The organism is Micromonospora sp. NPDC023966, from assembly GCF_040639095.1.
In the GTDB taxonomy this organism is placed as follows: Bacteria; Actinomycetota; Actinomycetes; order Mycobacteriales; family Micromonosporaceae; genus Micromonospora.
This window is the reverse complement of record NZ_JBEZZJ010000038.1, coordinates 1-16,086: the sequence shown is the minus strand read 5'-3', so window position 1 is coordinate 16,086 and position 16,086 is coordinate 1. Positions and strand designations below refer to the sequence as shown.

At 73.9% G+C, this 16,086-nt stretch carries 11 protein-coding genes; 6 read left to right on the top strand and 5 right to left on the bottom strand.

Annotated elements, in window-relative coordinates:
- Nucleotide 1: 1 nt before the first annotated feature.
- Genes AB0F68_RS30070 through AB0F68_RS30060 form a run of 3 tightly spaced genes read right to left on the bottom strand, consistent with a single transcriptional unit; the run spans nucleotide 2 to nucleotide 4,706 of the window.
- Nucleotides 2–1,612, bottom strand: a complete 1,611-nt coding sequence (locus AB0F68_RS30070) for a metallophosphoesterase (protein ID WP_357344321.1) — start codon at nucleotides 1,610–1,612, stop codon at nucleotides 2–4.
- Nucleotides 1,613–1,667: 55 nt separating this feature from the next.
- Complete coding sequence (locus tag AB0F68_RS30065) at nucleotides 1,668–2,843, bottom strand: PQQ-dependent sugar dehydrogenase (RefSeq protein WP_357344318.1); 1,176 nt, start codon at nucleotides 2,841–2,843, stop codon at nucleotides 1,668–1,670.
- Between the two features lie 57 nt (nucleotides 2,844–2,900).
- Complete coding sequence (locus AB0F68_RS30060) at nucleotides 2,901–4,706, bottom strand: SpoIIE family protein phosphatase (RefSeq protein ID WP_357344317.1); 1,806 nt, start codon at nucleotides 4,704–4,706, stop codon at nucleotides 2,901–2,903.
- 142 nt (nucleotides 4,707–4,848) lie between these two features.
- On the opposite strand from AB0F68_RS30060, the gene AB0F68_RS30055 reads away from it, so the two are divergent.
- Entirely contained in the window at nucleotides 4,849–5,775 is a 927-nt protein-coding gene (locus AB0F68_RS30055) for a 2-hydroxyacid dehydrogenase (RefSeq protein ID WP_357344315.1), read from the top strand.
- 4 nt (nucleotides 5,776–5,779) lie between these two features.
- Here AB0F68_RS30055 and AB0F68_RS30050 read toward each other — a convergent pair whose 3' ends face one another.
- Complete coding sequence (locus tag AB0F68_RS30050) at nucleotides 5,780–6,157, bottom strand: PH domain-containing protein (RefSeq protein WP_357344313.1); 378 nt, start codon at nucleotides 6,155–6,157, stop codon at nucleotides 5,780–5,782.
- Between the two features lie 242 nt (nucleotides 6,158–6,399).
- Here AB0F68_RS30050 and AB0F68_RS30045 point away from each other — a divergent pair, with 242 nt between their 5' ends.
- The gene (locus AB0F68_RS30045) at nucleotides 6,400–8,823 is read left to right on the top strand and encodes an EAL domain-containing protein (RefSeq protein WP_357344311.1); all 2,424 of its coding nucleotides are present in this window, start codon (nucleotides 6,400–6,402) and stop codon (nucleotides 8,821–8,823) included.
- A 31-nt stretch (nucleotides 8,824–8,854) separates the two neighbouring features.
- On the opposite strand, the gene AB0F68_RS30040 is transcribed toward AB0F68_RS30045, so the two are convergent.
- Nucleotides 8,855–9,874, bottom strand: a complete 1,020-nt coding sequence (locus tag AB0F68_RS30040) for a LacI family DNA-binding transcriptional regulator (protein WP_357344309.1) — start codon at nucleotides 9,872–9,874, stop codon at nucleotides 8,855–8,857.
- A gap of 358 nt (nucleotides 9,875–10,232) precedes the next feature.
- On the opposite strand from AB0F68_RS30040, the gene AB0F68_RS30035 reads away from it, so the two are divergent.
- The 4 genes from AB0F68_RS30035 to AB0F68_RS30020 all read left to right on the top strand — a co-directional run bounded on the left by AB0F68_RS30035 (nucleotide 10,233) and on the right by AB0F68_RS30020 (nucleotide 15,995).
- The gene (locus AB0F68_RS30035) at nucleotides 10,233–11,516 is read left to right on the top strand and encodes an extracellular solute-binding protein (protein WP_357344307.1); all 1,284 of its coding nucleotides are present in this window, start codon (nucleotides 10,233–10,235) and stop codon (nucleotides 11,514–11,516) included.
- Between the two features lie 81 nt (nucleotides 11,517–11,597).
- Nucleotides 11,598–12,611 carry a sugar ABC transporter permease gene (locus AB0F68_RS30030; protein WP_357344305.1) on the top strand — a complete coding sequence of 338 codons (1,014 nt, stop codon included), beginning with the start codon at nucleotides 11,598–11,600 and terminating at the stop codon, nucleotides 12,609–12,611.
- Between the two features lie 97 nt (nucleotides 12,612–12,708).
- Complete coding sequence (locus AB0F68_RS30025; RefSeq protein WP_357344418.1) at nucleotides 12,709–13,551, top strand: carbohydrate ABC transporter permease; 843 nt, start codon at nucleotides 12,709–12,711, stop codon at nucleotides 13,549–13,551.
- Nucleotides 13,548–15,995 (top strand): glycoside hydrolase family 2 protein, encoded by a 2,448-nt coding sequence (locus tag AB0F68_RS30020; RefSeq protein WP_357344303.1) that lies wholly within the window; start codon nucleotides 13,548–13,550, stop codon nucleotides 15,993–15,995. The genes AB0F68_RS30025 and AB0F68_RS30020 overlap by 4 nt, the downstream gene beginning before the upstream one ends.
- Nucleotides 15,996–16,086 lie beyond the last annotated feature (91 nt).

Genomic DNA, 16,086 nt, shown 5'->3' with positions numbered 1-16,086 from the left:
GTCAGCCGGTGGGGCTCGGCGTCGCGGTCGGGCTGCCGGTCGGGGCGGGCGACACGGGCCCGCCCCGGGTCGGGGTCGGGGTGACCGGCACCTGGTCGCCCTTCTTCGGGTCCTGGATCACGTGCCGTTCCAGGTTGACCTGCGACTGCCCGGTCCCGCCCACGGTGATGTCGTCGTAGGCCTGGAGCAGCTTCTGCTGGTCGAAGTAGAGCACCGACATCGACAGCGGGGTGGGCTTCTCGCCCTCCAGGCCGCGCAGCCCGGCGCCGCCCGTGGAGCCCTCCACCATGAGCTGGGTCGGCTGCTTGTCCGGCACCTGCGGCAGCTTCGACACCTGCCGGGCGTGGGTGTGCCCGGCCAGCACCAGCGGGCAGGTGCCGGAGAGCGAGCCGGCCGAGGCCGGGTCGTGCACCAGCGCGATGTTCACCGGCTTCGGCGAGCTCTTGACCGTGGCGGCGAGCTGCTCACCGGCGCCGATCACCTGGTCGGCGACGACCCTGGTGAGCCCGCTGCCGGCCGGCGAGGTCTCCTTGTCCGGGGTGAACCGGGGGTCGCCGATGCCGGCGATGGTCAGCCCGGAGACCGTCGTGGTGGAGTTGTTCAGCACGATGGCGTTGGGCTGCGCGGCCACCGCGGCGGCCGTCTTCGCCGAGTCGTGGTTGCCGCGGATGTAGACGTACGGCTTCTTGAGCAGGCCGATCGAGCCGACGAAGGACGCCTCCGGCTCGCTGCCCCAGTCGGTGATGTCGCCGGTGTCGATCACCACGTCGATGTTGAACTGCTCCACCACGGTGCGGATCAGCTGCCAGCCGGTCGGGTTGAGGTGCATGTCGGAGACGTGCAGCACCCGGGTGGTGCCGGGCGACGGCTGGACCACCGGCAGCGCGGAGACCGTGGTGTAGAGCTTGCTGACGTTGCCGACCAGCCGTTGCAGCTGCTCGGCGTACTTGGTGTAGTCGTTGGCGATCCGCCGCGCGTCGCCGACGATCGCCGGGGCGTTGACCAGCAGCCCCTCGTAGCGCGGCTCCTCGATGGCCTGCGGGCGGATGGTGGCGGCGGCCAGGCCGAGGCTGCCGGCGGTGACCACCAGCGCCAGCCCGCCGGCCCACGCGGTGCGGCGCATGTCGCGGAAGACCAGCCCGGCCAGGAGCAGGGTGGCCAGCACCGACGAGGCGAGGGTCTTCAGGCCGAGCCGCATCACGCCGGCCCGCACGTCCTCAACCGCCGACTGGCTTGCCCGGCTGATGCTCGCCGGGTCGTCGATCAGCGCCTCGGTACGCCGCTGGTCCAGCGCGCCGAGCTCGACGGTCAGGTACGCCGGCCCGTCGTGGCTGTCCAGCAGCAGCGCGCCCAGCGGCGGGATGTCGACGGTGGTGCCGCCGCTCAGCGACGGGCTGAGGTTGAGCTGCGCGCGGAACGGCCCGATGTCGGTGCCCACGTGCCCGCCCGCGTACGTGCCGGCCACCATGCCGGCGAGGGTGACCACGAGCAGGGCCAGCACCACGCCGAGCCGGCGCAGCGCCGTGCCGGGGCGCCACCGGCGGCGGGCACGCCCGTCCTCCGGAGCCGTCACGTCCCCGGTGCTGTGCTGCTCGTTCTCCTGGCCGTCCATGCTGAGATTCTGACCTGCCCGTAGAAGGATCTTGGCAAACCCGGCGGAAGCGGAATCAGCTGCGTCCGGCGCCGCCGTCGGCGAAGACCAGCCGCAGGATGCGGTCGTCGTCGCCGGCCGGTTTGCCCCGCCCGTCCCGGTTGGAGGTGCTCACCCAGACCGACCCGTCCGGCGCCACCGCGGCGGCCCGCAGCCGGCCGTACCGGCCGGTGAGCAGCTCGCGGGGCTGACCGAGGACGGTGCCGTTGCCGGCCAGTTCGACCAGCCAGAGCCGCTGCCCGCGCAGGCAGGCGGTGACCAGCAGCCGCTCCACCGCGGCCAGGCCGGAGCAGGAGGCGTCGCCGGTGCGCCACTGCACGATCGGGTTGACGTAGCGCTTGTCGTCGCCGCGCCCCTCCACCTGCGGCCAGCCGTAGTTGCCGCCCTTGTTGATCTGGTTGATCTCGTCCCAGGTGTTCTGGCCGAACTCCACGGCGTACATCCGCTTGTTCGGCGTCCAGGCGAAGCCCTGCACGTTGCGGTGCCCGGTCGACCAGACCGGGGAGCCGGCGGTGGGGTTGCCCGGCGCGGGCCGGCCGTCCCGGGTGATCCGCAGGACCTTGCCGCCGAGGCTCTTCGGGTCCTGCGCGTTGGCGGTGCGCCCGGCGTCGCCGGTGCTGGCGTAGAGGAAGCCGTCCGGGCCGAAGGCCAGCCCGCCGCCGTTGTGGTTGCCGGCCTTGGGGATGCCGGTGAGGATCGGGGTCGGCGGCCGGCCCAGCTCCACCCGCGCGATCCGGTTGTCCTCGGCGCTCGTGTAGTAGACGAAGACCGTGCGGTCCCGGGCGTACGCCGGGGAGACCGCGATGCCGAGCAGGCCGCCCTCGCCGGAGGCCGCCACGTCCGGCACGGTCTGTACCACCCGGACGGTCATCCCCTCCGGTCCGGACTCCGGGCCGACCTGGAGGATCCGCCCGCTGTCCCGTTCGGTGACCAGCGCGCCGCCGTCGGGCAGGAAGGCGATGCCCCACGGCACCGCCAGCCCCTTGGCCAGCACCGTGGCGACCACCTGCTGGCCGGCGCCCCCCGGGCTGGCCGAGGTGGACGGCGACGGGAGGTTGGGCGGCTCGCCGGCCGGGTCGGGATCCGGGTCGCCGAAGGCGCAGCCGGCGGTGCCCAGCAGCAGCGTCGCGCAGGACGCCGCCAGCGCCGCCCGGAGGCGGCCGGCGCGGGGGTACGGGGGATGCGGCCTCACCTGGCCCAGCCTAGCCGGGCGGGGTGGCGAACCGGGCCCGACGAACCGCCTCCCGGCTCACCGGGCGCGCAGGGCGAGCAGGGCGATGTCGTCCTCCCGCCGGGGGGCCGCGGCGAGCAGCCGGTCGCAGAGGGCCGCGAGGGGGAGCGGAGCGGTGCCGGCGAGCTGCTCGATCAGCTCGGCCTGCCCCTCGTCGATCGGCCGGTCGCGGCGCTCGATCAGCCCGTCGGTGTGCAGCAGCAGGGTGTCGCCCGCGGCGAGGGTCAGCTCCCGGCGCGTGCGGCGGGGCGTGCGGGCCAGGCCGAGGAGGGCGCCCCGGGTCCCGTCCAGCACCTGCACCGGCCCCTCGGCGGGGATCAGCAGCGGCGGCGGGTGCCCCGCGTTGCACCAGGAGAGCCGGAGCCCGGGTGCGGCCGGGCGGACCCGGGCCAGCACGGCGGAGGCGACGGTCGGGACGGGAAGCCCCTGGATCGCCCGGTCGAGGTGGGTCATCAGCTCGTCGACCGGGTCGTCCCGCCCGTACGCGTCGCCGCGGACGAGGTTGCGCAGCTGGCCCATGGTCGCCGCCGCCTCGATGTCGTGCCCGGCGACGTCGCCGATCGCGGCGACCAGGTCGCCGTCGGGCTGAACGAAGGCGTCGTACCAGTCGCCGCCGACCTCCACCCGGTCGGCCGCCGGCAGGTAGCGGGCGGCCAGTTCCACCCCGGGCACCTCCGGCAGGCTGGGCAGCATGCTCTGCTGGAGCACCTCGGCGACGTGCCGCTGCTCGCTGTAGAGCCGGCTGTTGCCGACCGCCTGGCCGGCGCGGCGGCCGAGGTCCCGCAGCGTCCGCAGGTCGCTCTCGTCGAATCCACGCCGGACGGGGCCGTTGACCAGCGTGACGGTGCCGATGATCCGGTCCCCGGCGGCGGTGATCGGCACGCTGAGGTGCGAGCCGAAGCCCAGCAAGGCGGCCAGTGGCACGAGCTCCGGGCTGGTGGTGCCGCGCGCCACGTCGTCCAGGCTCGCCGCGCCGCGCATGACCGGCCGGCCGCTGCGCAGCACCGAGCGGATGACCGAGTCCGGGCCGAGCCCGGTGGCCAGCACCTCGGCGAACCGGGCGACGTCGGACTTTCGCTCCGGGTCCCGGTGCGTCCCGGCGACCGTCCGCGGCCGGCCCGCCGGGTCGACCAGGGTGATCAGGCACCAGTCGGCCAGCAGCGGGACCATGGCCTGCCCGAGCCGGTCGATCGCCGTGGCCACGTCGAGCGTGCCGCCCAGCGTCTCGCTCATCCCGGCCAGCATGGCGAGCCGGTCGTGCGCCTCCTCGGCGCGGCGGCGGGCCTGCTCGGCGCTCTGCACCGCGATCCGCAGCCGCAGCTCGGAGGAGCAGGCGGCGGCCAGGTCGGCGAGGGTACGCAGCTGCTCGGCCGTCCAGGCCCGGGGCTTGCTGTCGATGGCGCAGAGCGAGCCGAGCACCCGGCCGTCCAGATCGGTCAGCGGCATCCCGGCGTACGCGACCACCCCGAGGTCCTCGATGGCCAGGTTCCGCCGCACCCGGGGGTAGAGCCGGGCGTCGGGCAGCACCATCGGCACCTCGACGTCGACCACGTGCTGGCAGAACGAGTGGCTCAGCGGGGTCTCCCGCCGGCCGGCCCAGGGCTCGGGCAGCCCGGCCGCGCCGGGGAAGAACTGGCGCTCGGCGGTGACCAGCGAGACCAGCGCGACCGGCACGTCGAGCAGGTCGCTGACCAGCCGCGCGAACCGGTCGAACGCCTCGTCCGGCGCCGCGCCGAGCCGGGTCTCCGCGAGGGACCGCAGCCGCTCGGGGTCGACCAGCGCCGGAATCGGCACGGCCGGGCGCCCGGGAGTGTCCTCGCTCATCGCCACCTGTCTCGGGAGTCGGGAACGCCGGCCGACGTTCCGCCCTCGGTTATACCTCCCCGGGCCGCTCGTCAATCCCGGCAGCGGTGGTCGTCACGGCCCCGCCCGCCGGCGCCGTCCGGGGCGACTAATGTCGGCGGTCGTGAAGGTATGGATTCCGCACCCGGCCGGCCGGCGCCTCCTCGGCGAGCTGCCCGCGGGCGTCACCGTGGAGCTGCTGGCGGACCCGGCCGAGCTGCCCTCGTCCCCGTCCGGCGTGCGGTTCTGGGTGCCGCCCTTCCTGGCCGGCCCGGACGCCGGCGCGCTCCTGGCCGAGCTGCCCGACCTTCAGGTGGTGCAGCTCCTCTCCGCCGGGGCGGACGCCTGGGTGGGGCGGATCCCCGACGGCGTGACGCTCTGCGACGCCCGGGGAGTGCACGACTCGGCCACCGCCGAGTGGGTGGTCGCCGCCATCCTCTCCGCGCTGCGCGGCTTCGGCCCGCTGGCCCGCGCCCAGGGCCGCCGCGAGTGGGCGTACGACGAGGTGGCTCCGACCGACGAGCTGGCCGGCAAGCGGGTGTTGATCGTCGGCGCCGGCTCGATCGGCGCGGCCGTCCGGGCCCGGCTGGCCCCGTTCGAGGTGAGCTTCACCCTGGTCGCCCGGACGCCGCGCCCGGCCGAGGAGGTGCACGGGGTGGACGAGCTGCCCGCCCTGCTGCCCGAGGCGGACGTGGTGGTGCTGCTGGTGCCGTTGACCGAGCAGACCCGGGGGTTGGTCGACGAGAAGTTCCTCGCCGCGATGCCGGACGGCGCGCTGCTGGTCAACGCCGCCCGGGGCCCGGTGGCCCGGACCTCGGCGCTGGTCGCCGAGCTGGCGTCGGGGCGGCTGCGGGCCGCGCTGGACGTGACCGACCCGGAGCCGCTGCCCGCCGACCATCCCCTGTGGGAGCTGCCGAACGTGCTGCTCACCCCGCACGTCGCCGGCTCGGTCCGCGGCCTGCTGCCGCGGGCGTACCGGCTGGTGGGGGAGCAGTTGCGCCGGTTCACGGCCGGGGAGCCGCTGACGAACCGGGTGGTCGACGGCTACTGACGGTTTAGCCGGCGGACTCGGGCAGCTCCTGCCCGGTGGCGGAGACCAGCCGGGGCAGGTCGGCGGCGCGGACCGCGGGAAGCACCAGCGTCTCGCCGTCGTCGAGCCGGGCGACCGCCCGGCCGCGCGCGTCGGTGGCAAGTTCGGCGACCCGCGTCCAGGGCACCCGCCGCTGCCCGACGAGGGCCCGCAGCCGCAGCTCGCGGGCGTCCGCGTCGGTGCCGGCCCGCCACGCCCAGACGCCGAGCGCGAGCGGGATCAGCAGCACCCAGAGCAGCCACCAGCGCGCGGTGGCCAGCGGCAGCGCGCCGATGAACGCGACGATCGCGGCGACCAGGATCGCCTGGCTGTAGCGGAAACGGACGGTGTCGGCGCGGCTCACCCCCCGATGATCCCACCCGGGGCCGGCCGGGATCCCGGCGGGCGGCCCGCTGCGGATCCAGCAGGTGTGATCGGCGTCACGTGCTGTGTCGCGTAACCCTGGCTGTCCGGGATCGTTTATGGGCGTGGTCGCGCCGGTCCCCGTCCGGCGCCGGTCGCGCCCGACACCCCGACCCGCACCGCTGACCCCGCACGTCGTAACGCAACCGCACCGCCCCGTGCCCCCTCACGAAGGCGACCGCCGTGCCCGTCACCCAGCCCTCCGCCGGTCCCCGCCGCCGGCCGCCGCTCCCCGACCTCGTCGTGTCGCTCGCCGGCGCGCTGTTCGTCCTCGCCGGCGCCGCCGGCCTGATCCCCGGCCCGGCCGCCGTGTCGCTCGCCGTGGCCGGTGGCTCCGCCCTGGCCTGCGTCCGACTCGCCCGGCTGGCCGGTGCCCCGCCCGCCGCGCCCGCCCCGGCCGCTGCCCCGCCCGCCCTGCCCGCGCCGGCCGCTGCCCAGCCCGCTGCGCCCGCGCCGGCCACTGCCGGGCCCGCGCCCGTCGCCGCCACGCCGGCCGGGCAGCGGTCCCGCGGAACCCCGCCGCCGGAGCGGGCCGGCCCGTTCGAGCCGGCCGTCGCCCTGCCGACCGGGCGGCGCGCCCGACGGGTGGCACTGTCCCGCCGGGTCGCCGGGATCCTCGACGCCGCAGTGCTGGCCGCCGGTCTCACCGTCGCGGTGCTGCCGCTGAGTGACGCCGGGCACCGACTGCCGGTCGCGCTGGCCGGCCTGGCGATCACCGCCCCGCTGTACGCCGTCGCGCTGCTCCGGCTGCCCGGCCGCTCCCGGCTCACCGGCCGGGAACGGCTGCGCCGCGGCGTCGACATGGTCGGCCTCGGCGTCAGCCTGGTCTTCGCCGGCTGGGTGCTGCTGCCGACCGGCCCGGTGCCGTCGGCCGCGCTCGCCGCCAGCGTCGGCGGCGCCCTGGCGCTGGCCGTCCTGTCGGTGGCCGCGCTCGCCGAGCGGAGCCGCCGGCCGGGCGCGGCCCGCTGCCACGCCGGCGCGGCCGCCACGCTGGGCGGGCTGGCCCTGCTCGTGGTGCTGCTCGCCTACGCCGCGCCGGACCGGGCCGTGCTGGCCGTCGCGCTGCCGCTGCTGGTCGGCGCGCTGGTCACCGCGGCCGGCGCCCGGCGTACCGCGGCCCGGGAGAACCCCGGCACCGCCGCGGCGCCCGCCGCCTGGCCCGGGCTCACCGCGCCGGCCGGCATCGCGGCGCTGGCTGCCGGTCACCACCTGTGGACGGTGGGGCAGTTCACCGCCCCGGCGATCGCCCTGGGGCTGTCCGTCATCCCGCCGATCGTGGTCCGGGAGGTGCTCGCCGCCGCCGACCAGCGGCGCCGGGCCGAGCGACTGGCCGCCGGCGAGGCGCGGTCGCGGCACCTGGCCGGCGACGGCCGCCCGCCCGCCGACGGCCCGCCGGCCGACCGGGCCGAACTGGTCGACGCCCTCGCCCGGCGCACCGGCGGGGCGCTGCTCGTCGTCGACCTGCACGGGGCCGACGAGACGGCGGTGCTGGACGGGCCGGTGCTGGCCGAGGTCGTCCACCGGCTCCGGTCCGGCTCTGGTCCGCACGATCTGGTCGCCCGGCTCACCGACAGCGAGTTCGCCGTGCTCACCGATCTGGGGCCGGTGCTCGCGTACGCGCTGGGCACCCGGCTGCTGGCGGCGCTCGCCGAGCCGCCGTACCCGCGGGCCGGCGGGGCGACGAGGATCCGGACCAGTGTCGGGCTGGCCGAGACCACCGGCGGCGTGCCGGAGGACGTGCTGCGCCAGGCCGACCTGGCCCGGCGGCGCGCGGTGCAGCTGGGCCGGGACCGGGTCGAGTGGTACGACGCCTACCTGGAGGAACAGCTGGTCCGCCGGTTGGACCTGGAGCGGGAGCTGCCGGGCGCGCTCTCCCGGGGCGAGCTGGACCTGGTCTACCAGCCGGTGCTGGCGCTGGCCGACCGCGTGCCGGTCGGCACCGAGGCGCTGTTGCGCTGGCGCAGCCCCGTGCTGGGCACCGTGCTGCCCGACGAACTGCTGCCCGTGGCGGCCGACCTCGACCTGCTCGGCGAGGTCGGGCGGTGGGTGCTGGACCGGGCCTGCCGGCAGCTCGCCGACTGGTCGGAGGGGGGCCGGGAGCTGTGGATGGCGGTCAACGTCACGCCCCGGGAGCTGGCCGCGCCCGACTTCGTGACCCGCACGGCCACCGCCCTGGCCGCGTACGACGTGCCGCCGGAGCGCCTGGTGGTGGAGGTGGCCGAGCCGGCGGTGGCCGCCGAGCTGTCCACCGTGGTGGCCCGGCTCGCCGGCCTCCGCTCGCTCGGCGTCCGCACCGCGCTGGACGACTTCCGCGCCGAGCACGCCTCGCTCGCCCAGCTCCGCCGGCTCCCGATCGACCTGCTCAAGGTGGGCCCGCACCTGGTCGGGCCGGGCCCTGACGGGCAGCGCCCGCTGATCGACGTGGTGGCCAACCTGGGCGACCGGCTCGGCCTGGAGGTGGTGGTCGAGGGGCTGGAGTCCGACGCCCAGGTGGCCGGGGCGCGCCGGGCCGGCTGCCGCTACGGGCAGGGCTTCGCGCTGGCCCGCCCGGCCCCCGCCGAGCGGGTGGAGGCGTGGTTCGAGGAGTTTCCCTCGACACCCCGCTGACCTGGTCGTTCAGTGGAATAGCTGAACCGGTTCACCGGCTCCGCGGCGGGGCCGTGCTGCCGCGTGGGGTGAGCCGGGCGGTCTCGTCCTGGAGGCCGGTCACCGGCTCGCCCGCGATCACGGCCAGGAGCTGCCGCGCGGCGTGCGCCCCGTACGCGGGGATGTCCCGGCCCAGGGCGGTCAGCGGCGGGTGCACGAGCTGGCAGAGCGCGGAGTCGTCCCAGGCCACGATCGACAGGTCGCCGGGCACGGCCAGCCCCATCTCCTGGGCCACGGAGAGCCCGGCGATCGCCATCACGTCGTTGTCGTAGATCACCGCGGTGGGCCGGCCGGCCGAGCTGAGCAGCCGGCGGGTGGCCCGCGCCCCCTCCTCGCCGGTGTAGTCGGACCAGACCGTGGTGGCCTCGTCCAGCCCGAGCCGGCCGCACACCTCGGTGAACGCGTCGGTGCGGATCTCGGTGTGCAGCAGCGAGGGGAGCCCGCCGACCCGGGCGATCCGCCGGTGTCCGAGCGCCACCAGGTACTCCACCGTCTCGACCAGGGCCGCCGCGTCGTCGGACCAGACGCTGGTCAGGCTGCCGGTGTGGCCGGGACCGCCGATCACCACGGCCGGCAGTTGCAACTCCTCCAGCGCCGGCACCCGGCGGTCGTCGGTGCGCAGGTCGCAGACGAACACCCCGTCGACCCGGCGCTCGGCCCACCAGCGGCGGTAGACCGCGATCTCCGCCTCCTGGTCGGCCACCACCTGGAGGGTCAGCGCGTACGAGCGGGCGGACAGTTCCGCCTCCACGCCGCTGATCAGCTCCATGAAGAAGGGCTCGATGCCCAGTATCCGGGCGGGCCGGCACAGGGCCAGGCCGACCGCCTTGGCCGTGGCGCCGGAGAGCGCCCGGGCGGCGCTGCTCGGGCTGAACCCGATCTCGGCGGCGATCGCCAGGATCCGCCGGCGGGTCGCCTCGGACACCCCGGGCTGCCCGTTCAGCGCGTACGACACCGCGCCCTTGGAGACCCCGGCCCGTCGGGCGACATCGGCGATGGTCGGCCGCTTCACCGGCGCGCTCCTCCACTCGTCCGGCCCTCGCGGGCCTGTTCGACCGCCGGGGGTGACCGGCGGCTGTCACGCTACTGCAACCGGGCCGCGGCGCGATCGACGCAGCCTTCGCTTGCGCGGTTAAGCGTACGGCTCGAACTCGCCCGTCCCCGACAGCCCTGGCCTTACTTTTGTGCGCCGGAGAGCGCTCCACCACGCATGAACGCGCTCCCAGAGTGACGTGTTGCTGGCGAGGCGGGCTCGCTGTTAATCGGCCGTTGACACTCCAGAGGGGTCACCGTACGGTGGTGCTCACTTATCCGGTTCAGTCAACGTCTCTCGATATCGGGAGCGTTCCCATTTTGGCGCGGAGGATGGCATGAAACGGTCCTGGACGCACTGGGCCCGGGCGGCGACCGTGGGTGCCGTCAGCCTGGTCATGGTCGCCGCCTGCAGCGGCAAGAGCACCACCGGCGGTTCCGACGCGGCCGACGGGCAGGTCACACTGAAGATCAACTTCTGGGGCGACTTCGGCCTCCAGGACCTCAAGGCGAAGTACGAGGCCGAGCACCCGAACATCAAGATCCAGCTGAACTCCGGCGAGTACAACGCCCAGCACGAGGACCTGCAGAAGAAGCTCGTCGCCGGCAACGGCGCGCCGGACATCGCGGCGATCGACGAGGGCTTCATGGTCCAGTTCCGCAGCCAGTCCGACAAGTTCGTCAACCTGCTGGACAAGGGCGCCGGCTCGTACGAGAGCAAGTACCTGCCCTGGAAGTGGAAGCAGTCGCTCTCCGCCGACGGCAAGACCCAGATCGGCCTCGGCACCGACGTCGGCGGCCTGGCCATGTGCTACCGGACCGACCTGTTCAAGGCCGCCGGCCTGCCCACCGAGCGCGACCAGGTCTCCGCCCTCTGGCCCAACTGGGACAAGTTCATCGAGGTCGGCCAGCAGTACACCGCCAAGACCAACAAGAAGTTCATCGACGCAGGCACCAACCTGTTCAACCCGATCCTCGGCCAGCAGCAGGTCGGTTTCTACACCGATCAGGAGCAGCTCCAGATGGACGGCGGCCCGAAGGTCGCCTTCGACTACACCGTCAAGGCCGTCCAGGCCGGGCTGTCGGCCAACCTGGTCAGCTTCCAGGCCGACTGGGACAAGGGCTTCACCAGCGGCGCCTTCGCCGTGCTCGCCTGCCCGGCGTGGATGCTCGGCCACATCAAGGACACCGCCCCCGGCACCCAGGGCAAGTGGGACATCGCCGCGGTGCCCGGTGGCGGCGGCAACTGGGGCGGCTCGTTCCTGACCATCCCCAAGCAGGGCAAGCACGTCGACGAGGCGTACAAGCTGCTGGAGTGGCTGGTCGCGCCGGAGCAGCAGATCGAGATCTTCAAGAAGGTCGGCAACCTGCCCTCGCAGCCGGCGCTCTACGCCGACCCGGCGATCGCCGACTTCGAGAACCCGTTCTTCAACAATGCCCCGGTCGGGCAGATCTTCCCGAAGATGGCGCAGGGCCTCACCCCGCAGTACCTGGGCAAGAAGAACGGCCCCACCCGGGTCGCCGTGGAGAACGTGATCCGGCGGGTCGAGAACAAGAGCCTGAAGCCGGACGCCGCCTGGAGCGAGGCGGTCAAGGAGGCCGACAAGGCCGCCAAGTCCTGACCGGACACCGGTGGCGGGGCGGGCCGCAGCCGCCCCGTCACCGCCTGACCTCCTCACCCACCTCGGCCCTGGAGTGATCCGATGTCCACCACCCGTGCCGCCCCCGCACGGTCGAGCCGCCGAGCCGCGCCGGAGCGTGGCCGCTCCGGGGGCGACGACCGGCGGCTGACCTGGCGCAACCGCCTGTACCGCTTCGACATGCGCTACATGCCATACCTCATGATCGCGCCGTTCTTCCTGCTCTTCGTCGTGTTCGGGCTCTTCCCGCTGCTGTTCAACGCCGTGGTCTCGCTGCGCAACTACCGGCTCGACGACCCGACGCTGCCCTACTGGGCGGGCTTCGAGAACTTCAGCCGGCTCTTCGGCGACGAGGACTTCTGGAACGCCCTCTACAACACCTTCGGCATCTTCCTGCTCTCCTCGGTGCCCCAGTTGCTGCTCGCGCTGGTGGTCGCCGCGCTGCTCAACCGGAAGCTGCGGGGACAGACCTGGTGGCGGGTGGGCGTGCTGCTGCCGTACGTCACCCCGATCGTCGCCTCGACCATGGTGTTCAGCGTCTTCTTCTCCCGCGACTTCGGCATGGCCAACTGGGTGCTCGGCCTGTTCGGGCTCGGCGGCCCGGACGATCCGATCGACTGGCGGGCCGACAAGCTGCACTCCTGGATCGCCATCGCCACGATGGTCAACTGGAAGTGGATCGGCTACAACGCACTGCTCTACCTGGCCGCGATGCAGTCCATCCCGCGCGACGTCTACGAGGCGGCGGCGATCGACGGCGCCGGACCGTGGAAGCAGCTCTGGCGGATCACGGTGCCGATGATCCAGCCGGTGGTGCTCTTCACCGTCATCCTCTCCACCATCGGTGGTCTCCAGCTCTTCACCGAGCCGATGCTCTTCGACCCGAACGCCCAGGCCGCCACCGGCGGGCCGAACGGCGAGTGGCAGACCATCGCCCAGCTCATCTACAAGGTCGGCTGGAAGGACCTCAACCTCGGCTACGCCGCGGCCATGTCCTGGGCCCTCTTCCTGATCATCCTGATCGTCGCCGGCGTCAACTACGTGGTGACGAACCGACTGTCCGGAGGGCGTCGGTGAGCGCGGGGAACGCAGCGAAGCGGAGTACCGCAGCCGCGAACGGAAGGAGACCACAGTGACCGCCGTGGCACGACCCGCGCGCCGCAAGCCGCGGCTGATGGCGCGGGCCCCGCAGGAGACCCAGGCGGGGCTCTGGACGTACCTGTTCCTCGCGCTGACCATGCTGTTCGCCGCGTTCCCGCTCTACTGGATGTTCGTCATCGCGACCAGCGGCGACGAGGCCCTCGCGAAGCTGCCGCCGGCGATCGTCCCGGGCGGGATGTTCATGACCAACGTCGACGAGGTCTTCTCGCTCCAGGACGTCTACTTCGCCGCCTCGCTCGTCAACAGCGTCATCGTCGCCACCGTGGTGACCGCCTCGGTGCTGTTCTTCTGCTCGCTGGCCGGCTTCGCCTTCGCCAAGCTGCGCTTCAAGGGCAGCAAGGCGCTGATGCTCTTCGTGGTGCTCACCCTGACCGTGCCCAACCAGCTCGGCATCGTGGCGCTCTACATCGTGATGGGCAAGCTCGGCTGGAACGGCACCCTGCTGGCGGTGATCGCCCCCGGGCTGGTCACCGCGTTCGGCGTGTTCTACATGCGGCAGTTCATCGTCAACACCGTCCCCGACGAGCTGGTCGAGTCGGCCCGGATGGACGGCGCCACCACCATGCGGGTGTACGCCAACATCGTGCTGCCGGCGATCCGCCCGGCCCTGGCCGTGCTCGGGTTGCTCACCTTCGTGGCCACCTGGAACGATTTCCAGTGGCCGCTCATCACGCTGAGCGGCACCGACTTCCCGACCTCGATGGTCGCGGTCTCCGACCTGGCCAGCGGCAACTACGTAATCTACCGGCGGGTGCTGGCCGGGGCGTTCATCGCCACCGTGCCCCTGCTCGTCATGCTGTTCATCGGTGGACGTCAGATCGTCCGCGGAATCATGGAAGGCGCGGTGAAGTCGTGAGCCGTCAGACGCTGCACGAGGGTTGGACGCTGCGGGCGGTGCCCGGTCCGCAGGTGCCGCCGGAGGTCGCCGGGCAGGCGGTGCCGGCGACCGTGCCCGGCTGCGTGCACACCGACCTGCTGGCGGCCGGCCTCATCCCCGATCCGTACCTCGACGACAACGAGTACCGGCTGGGCTGGATCGGCCGGACCGACTGGGTCTACGAGACCACCTTCGACTGGCGGCCCGGCGACGACGAGCGCGTCGACCTGGTCTGCGCCGGCCTGGACACGGTCGCCACGGTCACCCTCAACGGCACCGAGGTCGGCCGCACCGAGAACCAGCACCGCGGCTACCGGTTCGCCGCCGGCCCGCTGCTCCGGCCGGGTGCCAACACGCTCACCGTGCGCTTCGACTCGCCCTACCGCTACGCGGAGGCGCAGCGGGACCGGCTCGTCGACCGGCCGAACGCCTACCCGGAGCCGTTCCACTTCATCCGCAAGACCGCCTGCAACTTCGGCTGGGACTGGGGGCCGACCGTGGTCACCGCCGGCATCTGGCAGGAGATCGGGCTGCACGCCTGGTCCACCGCCCGGCTGGCGACCGTCCGGCCGCTGGTCACGGTCGAGGGCGACACCGGCCGGGTGGAGCTGCACGTCGAGGTCGAGCGGGCGGGCGACGAGGCGCTCACCGTGCACGCCACCGTGGCCGGCGCCGCCGTCGAGGTCACCGTTCCGGCCGGGGAGCGCCACGCCGTGGCGACCCTCACCGTGCGCGACCCGGCGCTCTGGTGGCCCGTCGGGTACGGCGACCGGCCCCTGCACGATCTCGACGTGACCCTCCGCGCCCCGGACGGCCGGGTGCTGGACGACTGGTCCCGCCGGATCGGCTTCCGCTCGGTCCACCTGGACACCGCCCCCGACGCGCACGGCTCCGCGTTCACCCTGCACGTCAACGGGGTGCCGATTTTCGTCAAGGGGGTCAACTGGATCCCCGACGACGCCTTCCCGAACCGGGTCACCCGGGCCCGCCTCGCCGAGCGCTTCGGGCAGGCGGTCGGGGCGAACGTCAACCTGCTGCGGGTCTGGGGCGGCGGCCGCTACGAGTCGGCGGACTTCTACGAGCTGGCCGACGAACTCGGGCTGCTCGTGCAGCAGGACTTCCTCTTCGCCTGCGCCGCATACCCGGAGGAGGAGCCGTTCCGCACCGAGGTCGAGGCGGAGGCGCGGGAGCAGGTCACCCGGCTCGCCGCTCACCCCTCGCTGGTGCTCTGGACCGGCAACAACGAGAACATCTGGGGCTGGCACGACTGGGACTGGCAGGAGGCCCTCGCGGGCCGCACCTGGGGGCGCGGCTACTACCTGGAGCTGCTGCCCGCGATCGTCGCCGAGCTGGACCCGACCCGACCGTACTGGCCGGGCAGCCCCTGGTCCGGCAGCGAGGACGTGCACCCGAACGACCCGGCGCACGGCACCATGCACATCTGGGACGTGTGGAACACCGACGACTACACGAAGTACCGGGAGTACGTGCCCCGCTTCGTCGCCGAGTTCGGCTACCAGGCGCCCCCGGCGTACGCGACGCTGCGCCGGGCCCTCTCCGACGAGCCGCTCGCCCACGACTCGCCCGGAATGGCGCACCACCAGAAGGCGATCGACGGGGACCGGAAGCTCCAGCGCGGGCTGGACGCCCACCTGCCGCCGCCCGCCGACTTCGACGACTGGCACTACCTCACCCAGCTCAACCAGGCCCGGGCCATCCAGCTCGGCGTCGAGCACTTCCGCTCGCACCGGCCGGTCTGCATGGGCATCATCGTCTGGCAGCTCAACGACTGCTGGCCGGTCACCTCCTGGGCGGCCGTCGACGGCGACGGCCGGCGCAAGCCCCTCTGGTACGCGCTGCGCCGGGCGTACCCCGACCGGCTGCTCACCGTGCAGCCGCGGGACGGCGGGCTCGCGCTGGTGGTGGTCAACGAGACCGGCGAGGCGTGGCAGGCGGCGGCCACGGTCACCCGGCTCACGCTCGGCGGGGAGCCGAGGGCGAAGACCTCGGTGGACGTCGACGTTCCCGCGTACTCCTCGGTGGTGCTGGCGCTGCCGGCGGAGCTGGCGCGGCCGGACGAGGCCCGGCGGGAGCTGCTGGTCGCGGAGGCCGGGGAGACCGCGGAGCGGGCGCTGTGGTTCTTCGCCACCGACCGGGAGGTCGAGTGGCCGGCGGCGGAGCTGGATGCGACGGTCGAGCCGGTGGGCGACGCCCAGCGGGTCCGCGTGACCGCGCGGACGGTGCTGCGCGACCTGACCCTCTTCCCGGACCGGCTGCACCCGTCAGCGCAGGTCGACCAGGCCCTGATCACCCTGTTGCCGGGCGAGTCGACCACGTTCACCGTCACGGCGGACGCCCCGCTCGACCCGGCGGCGCTGACGGCTCGCCCGGTCCTCCGCTGCGTCAACGACCTCGTGACCTAGACGATCTATTCCAAGGGGTCAGTGGTCGTACGCGGTGAGCGAGCGCATGACGGGTTGGCTGGTGGTCCAGTTGTGCCAGATCGTGGCGGTC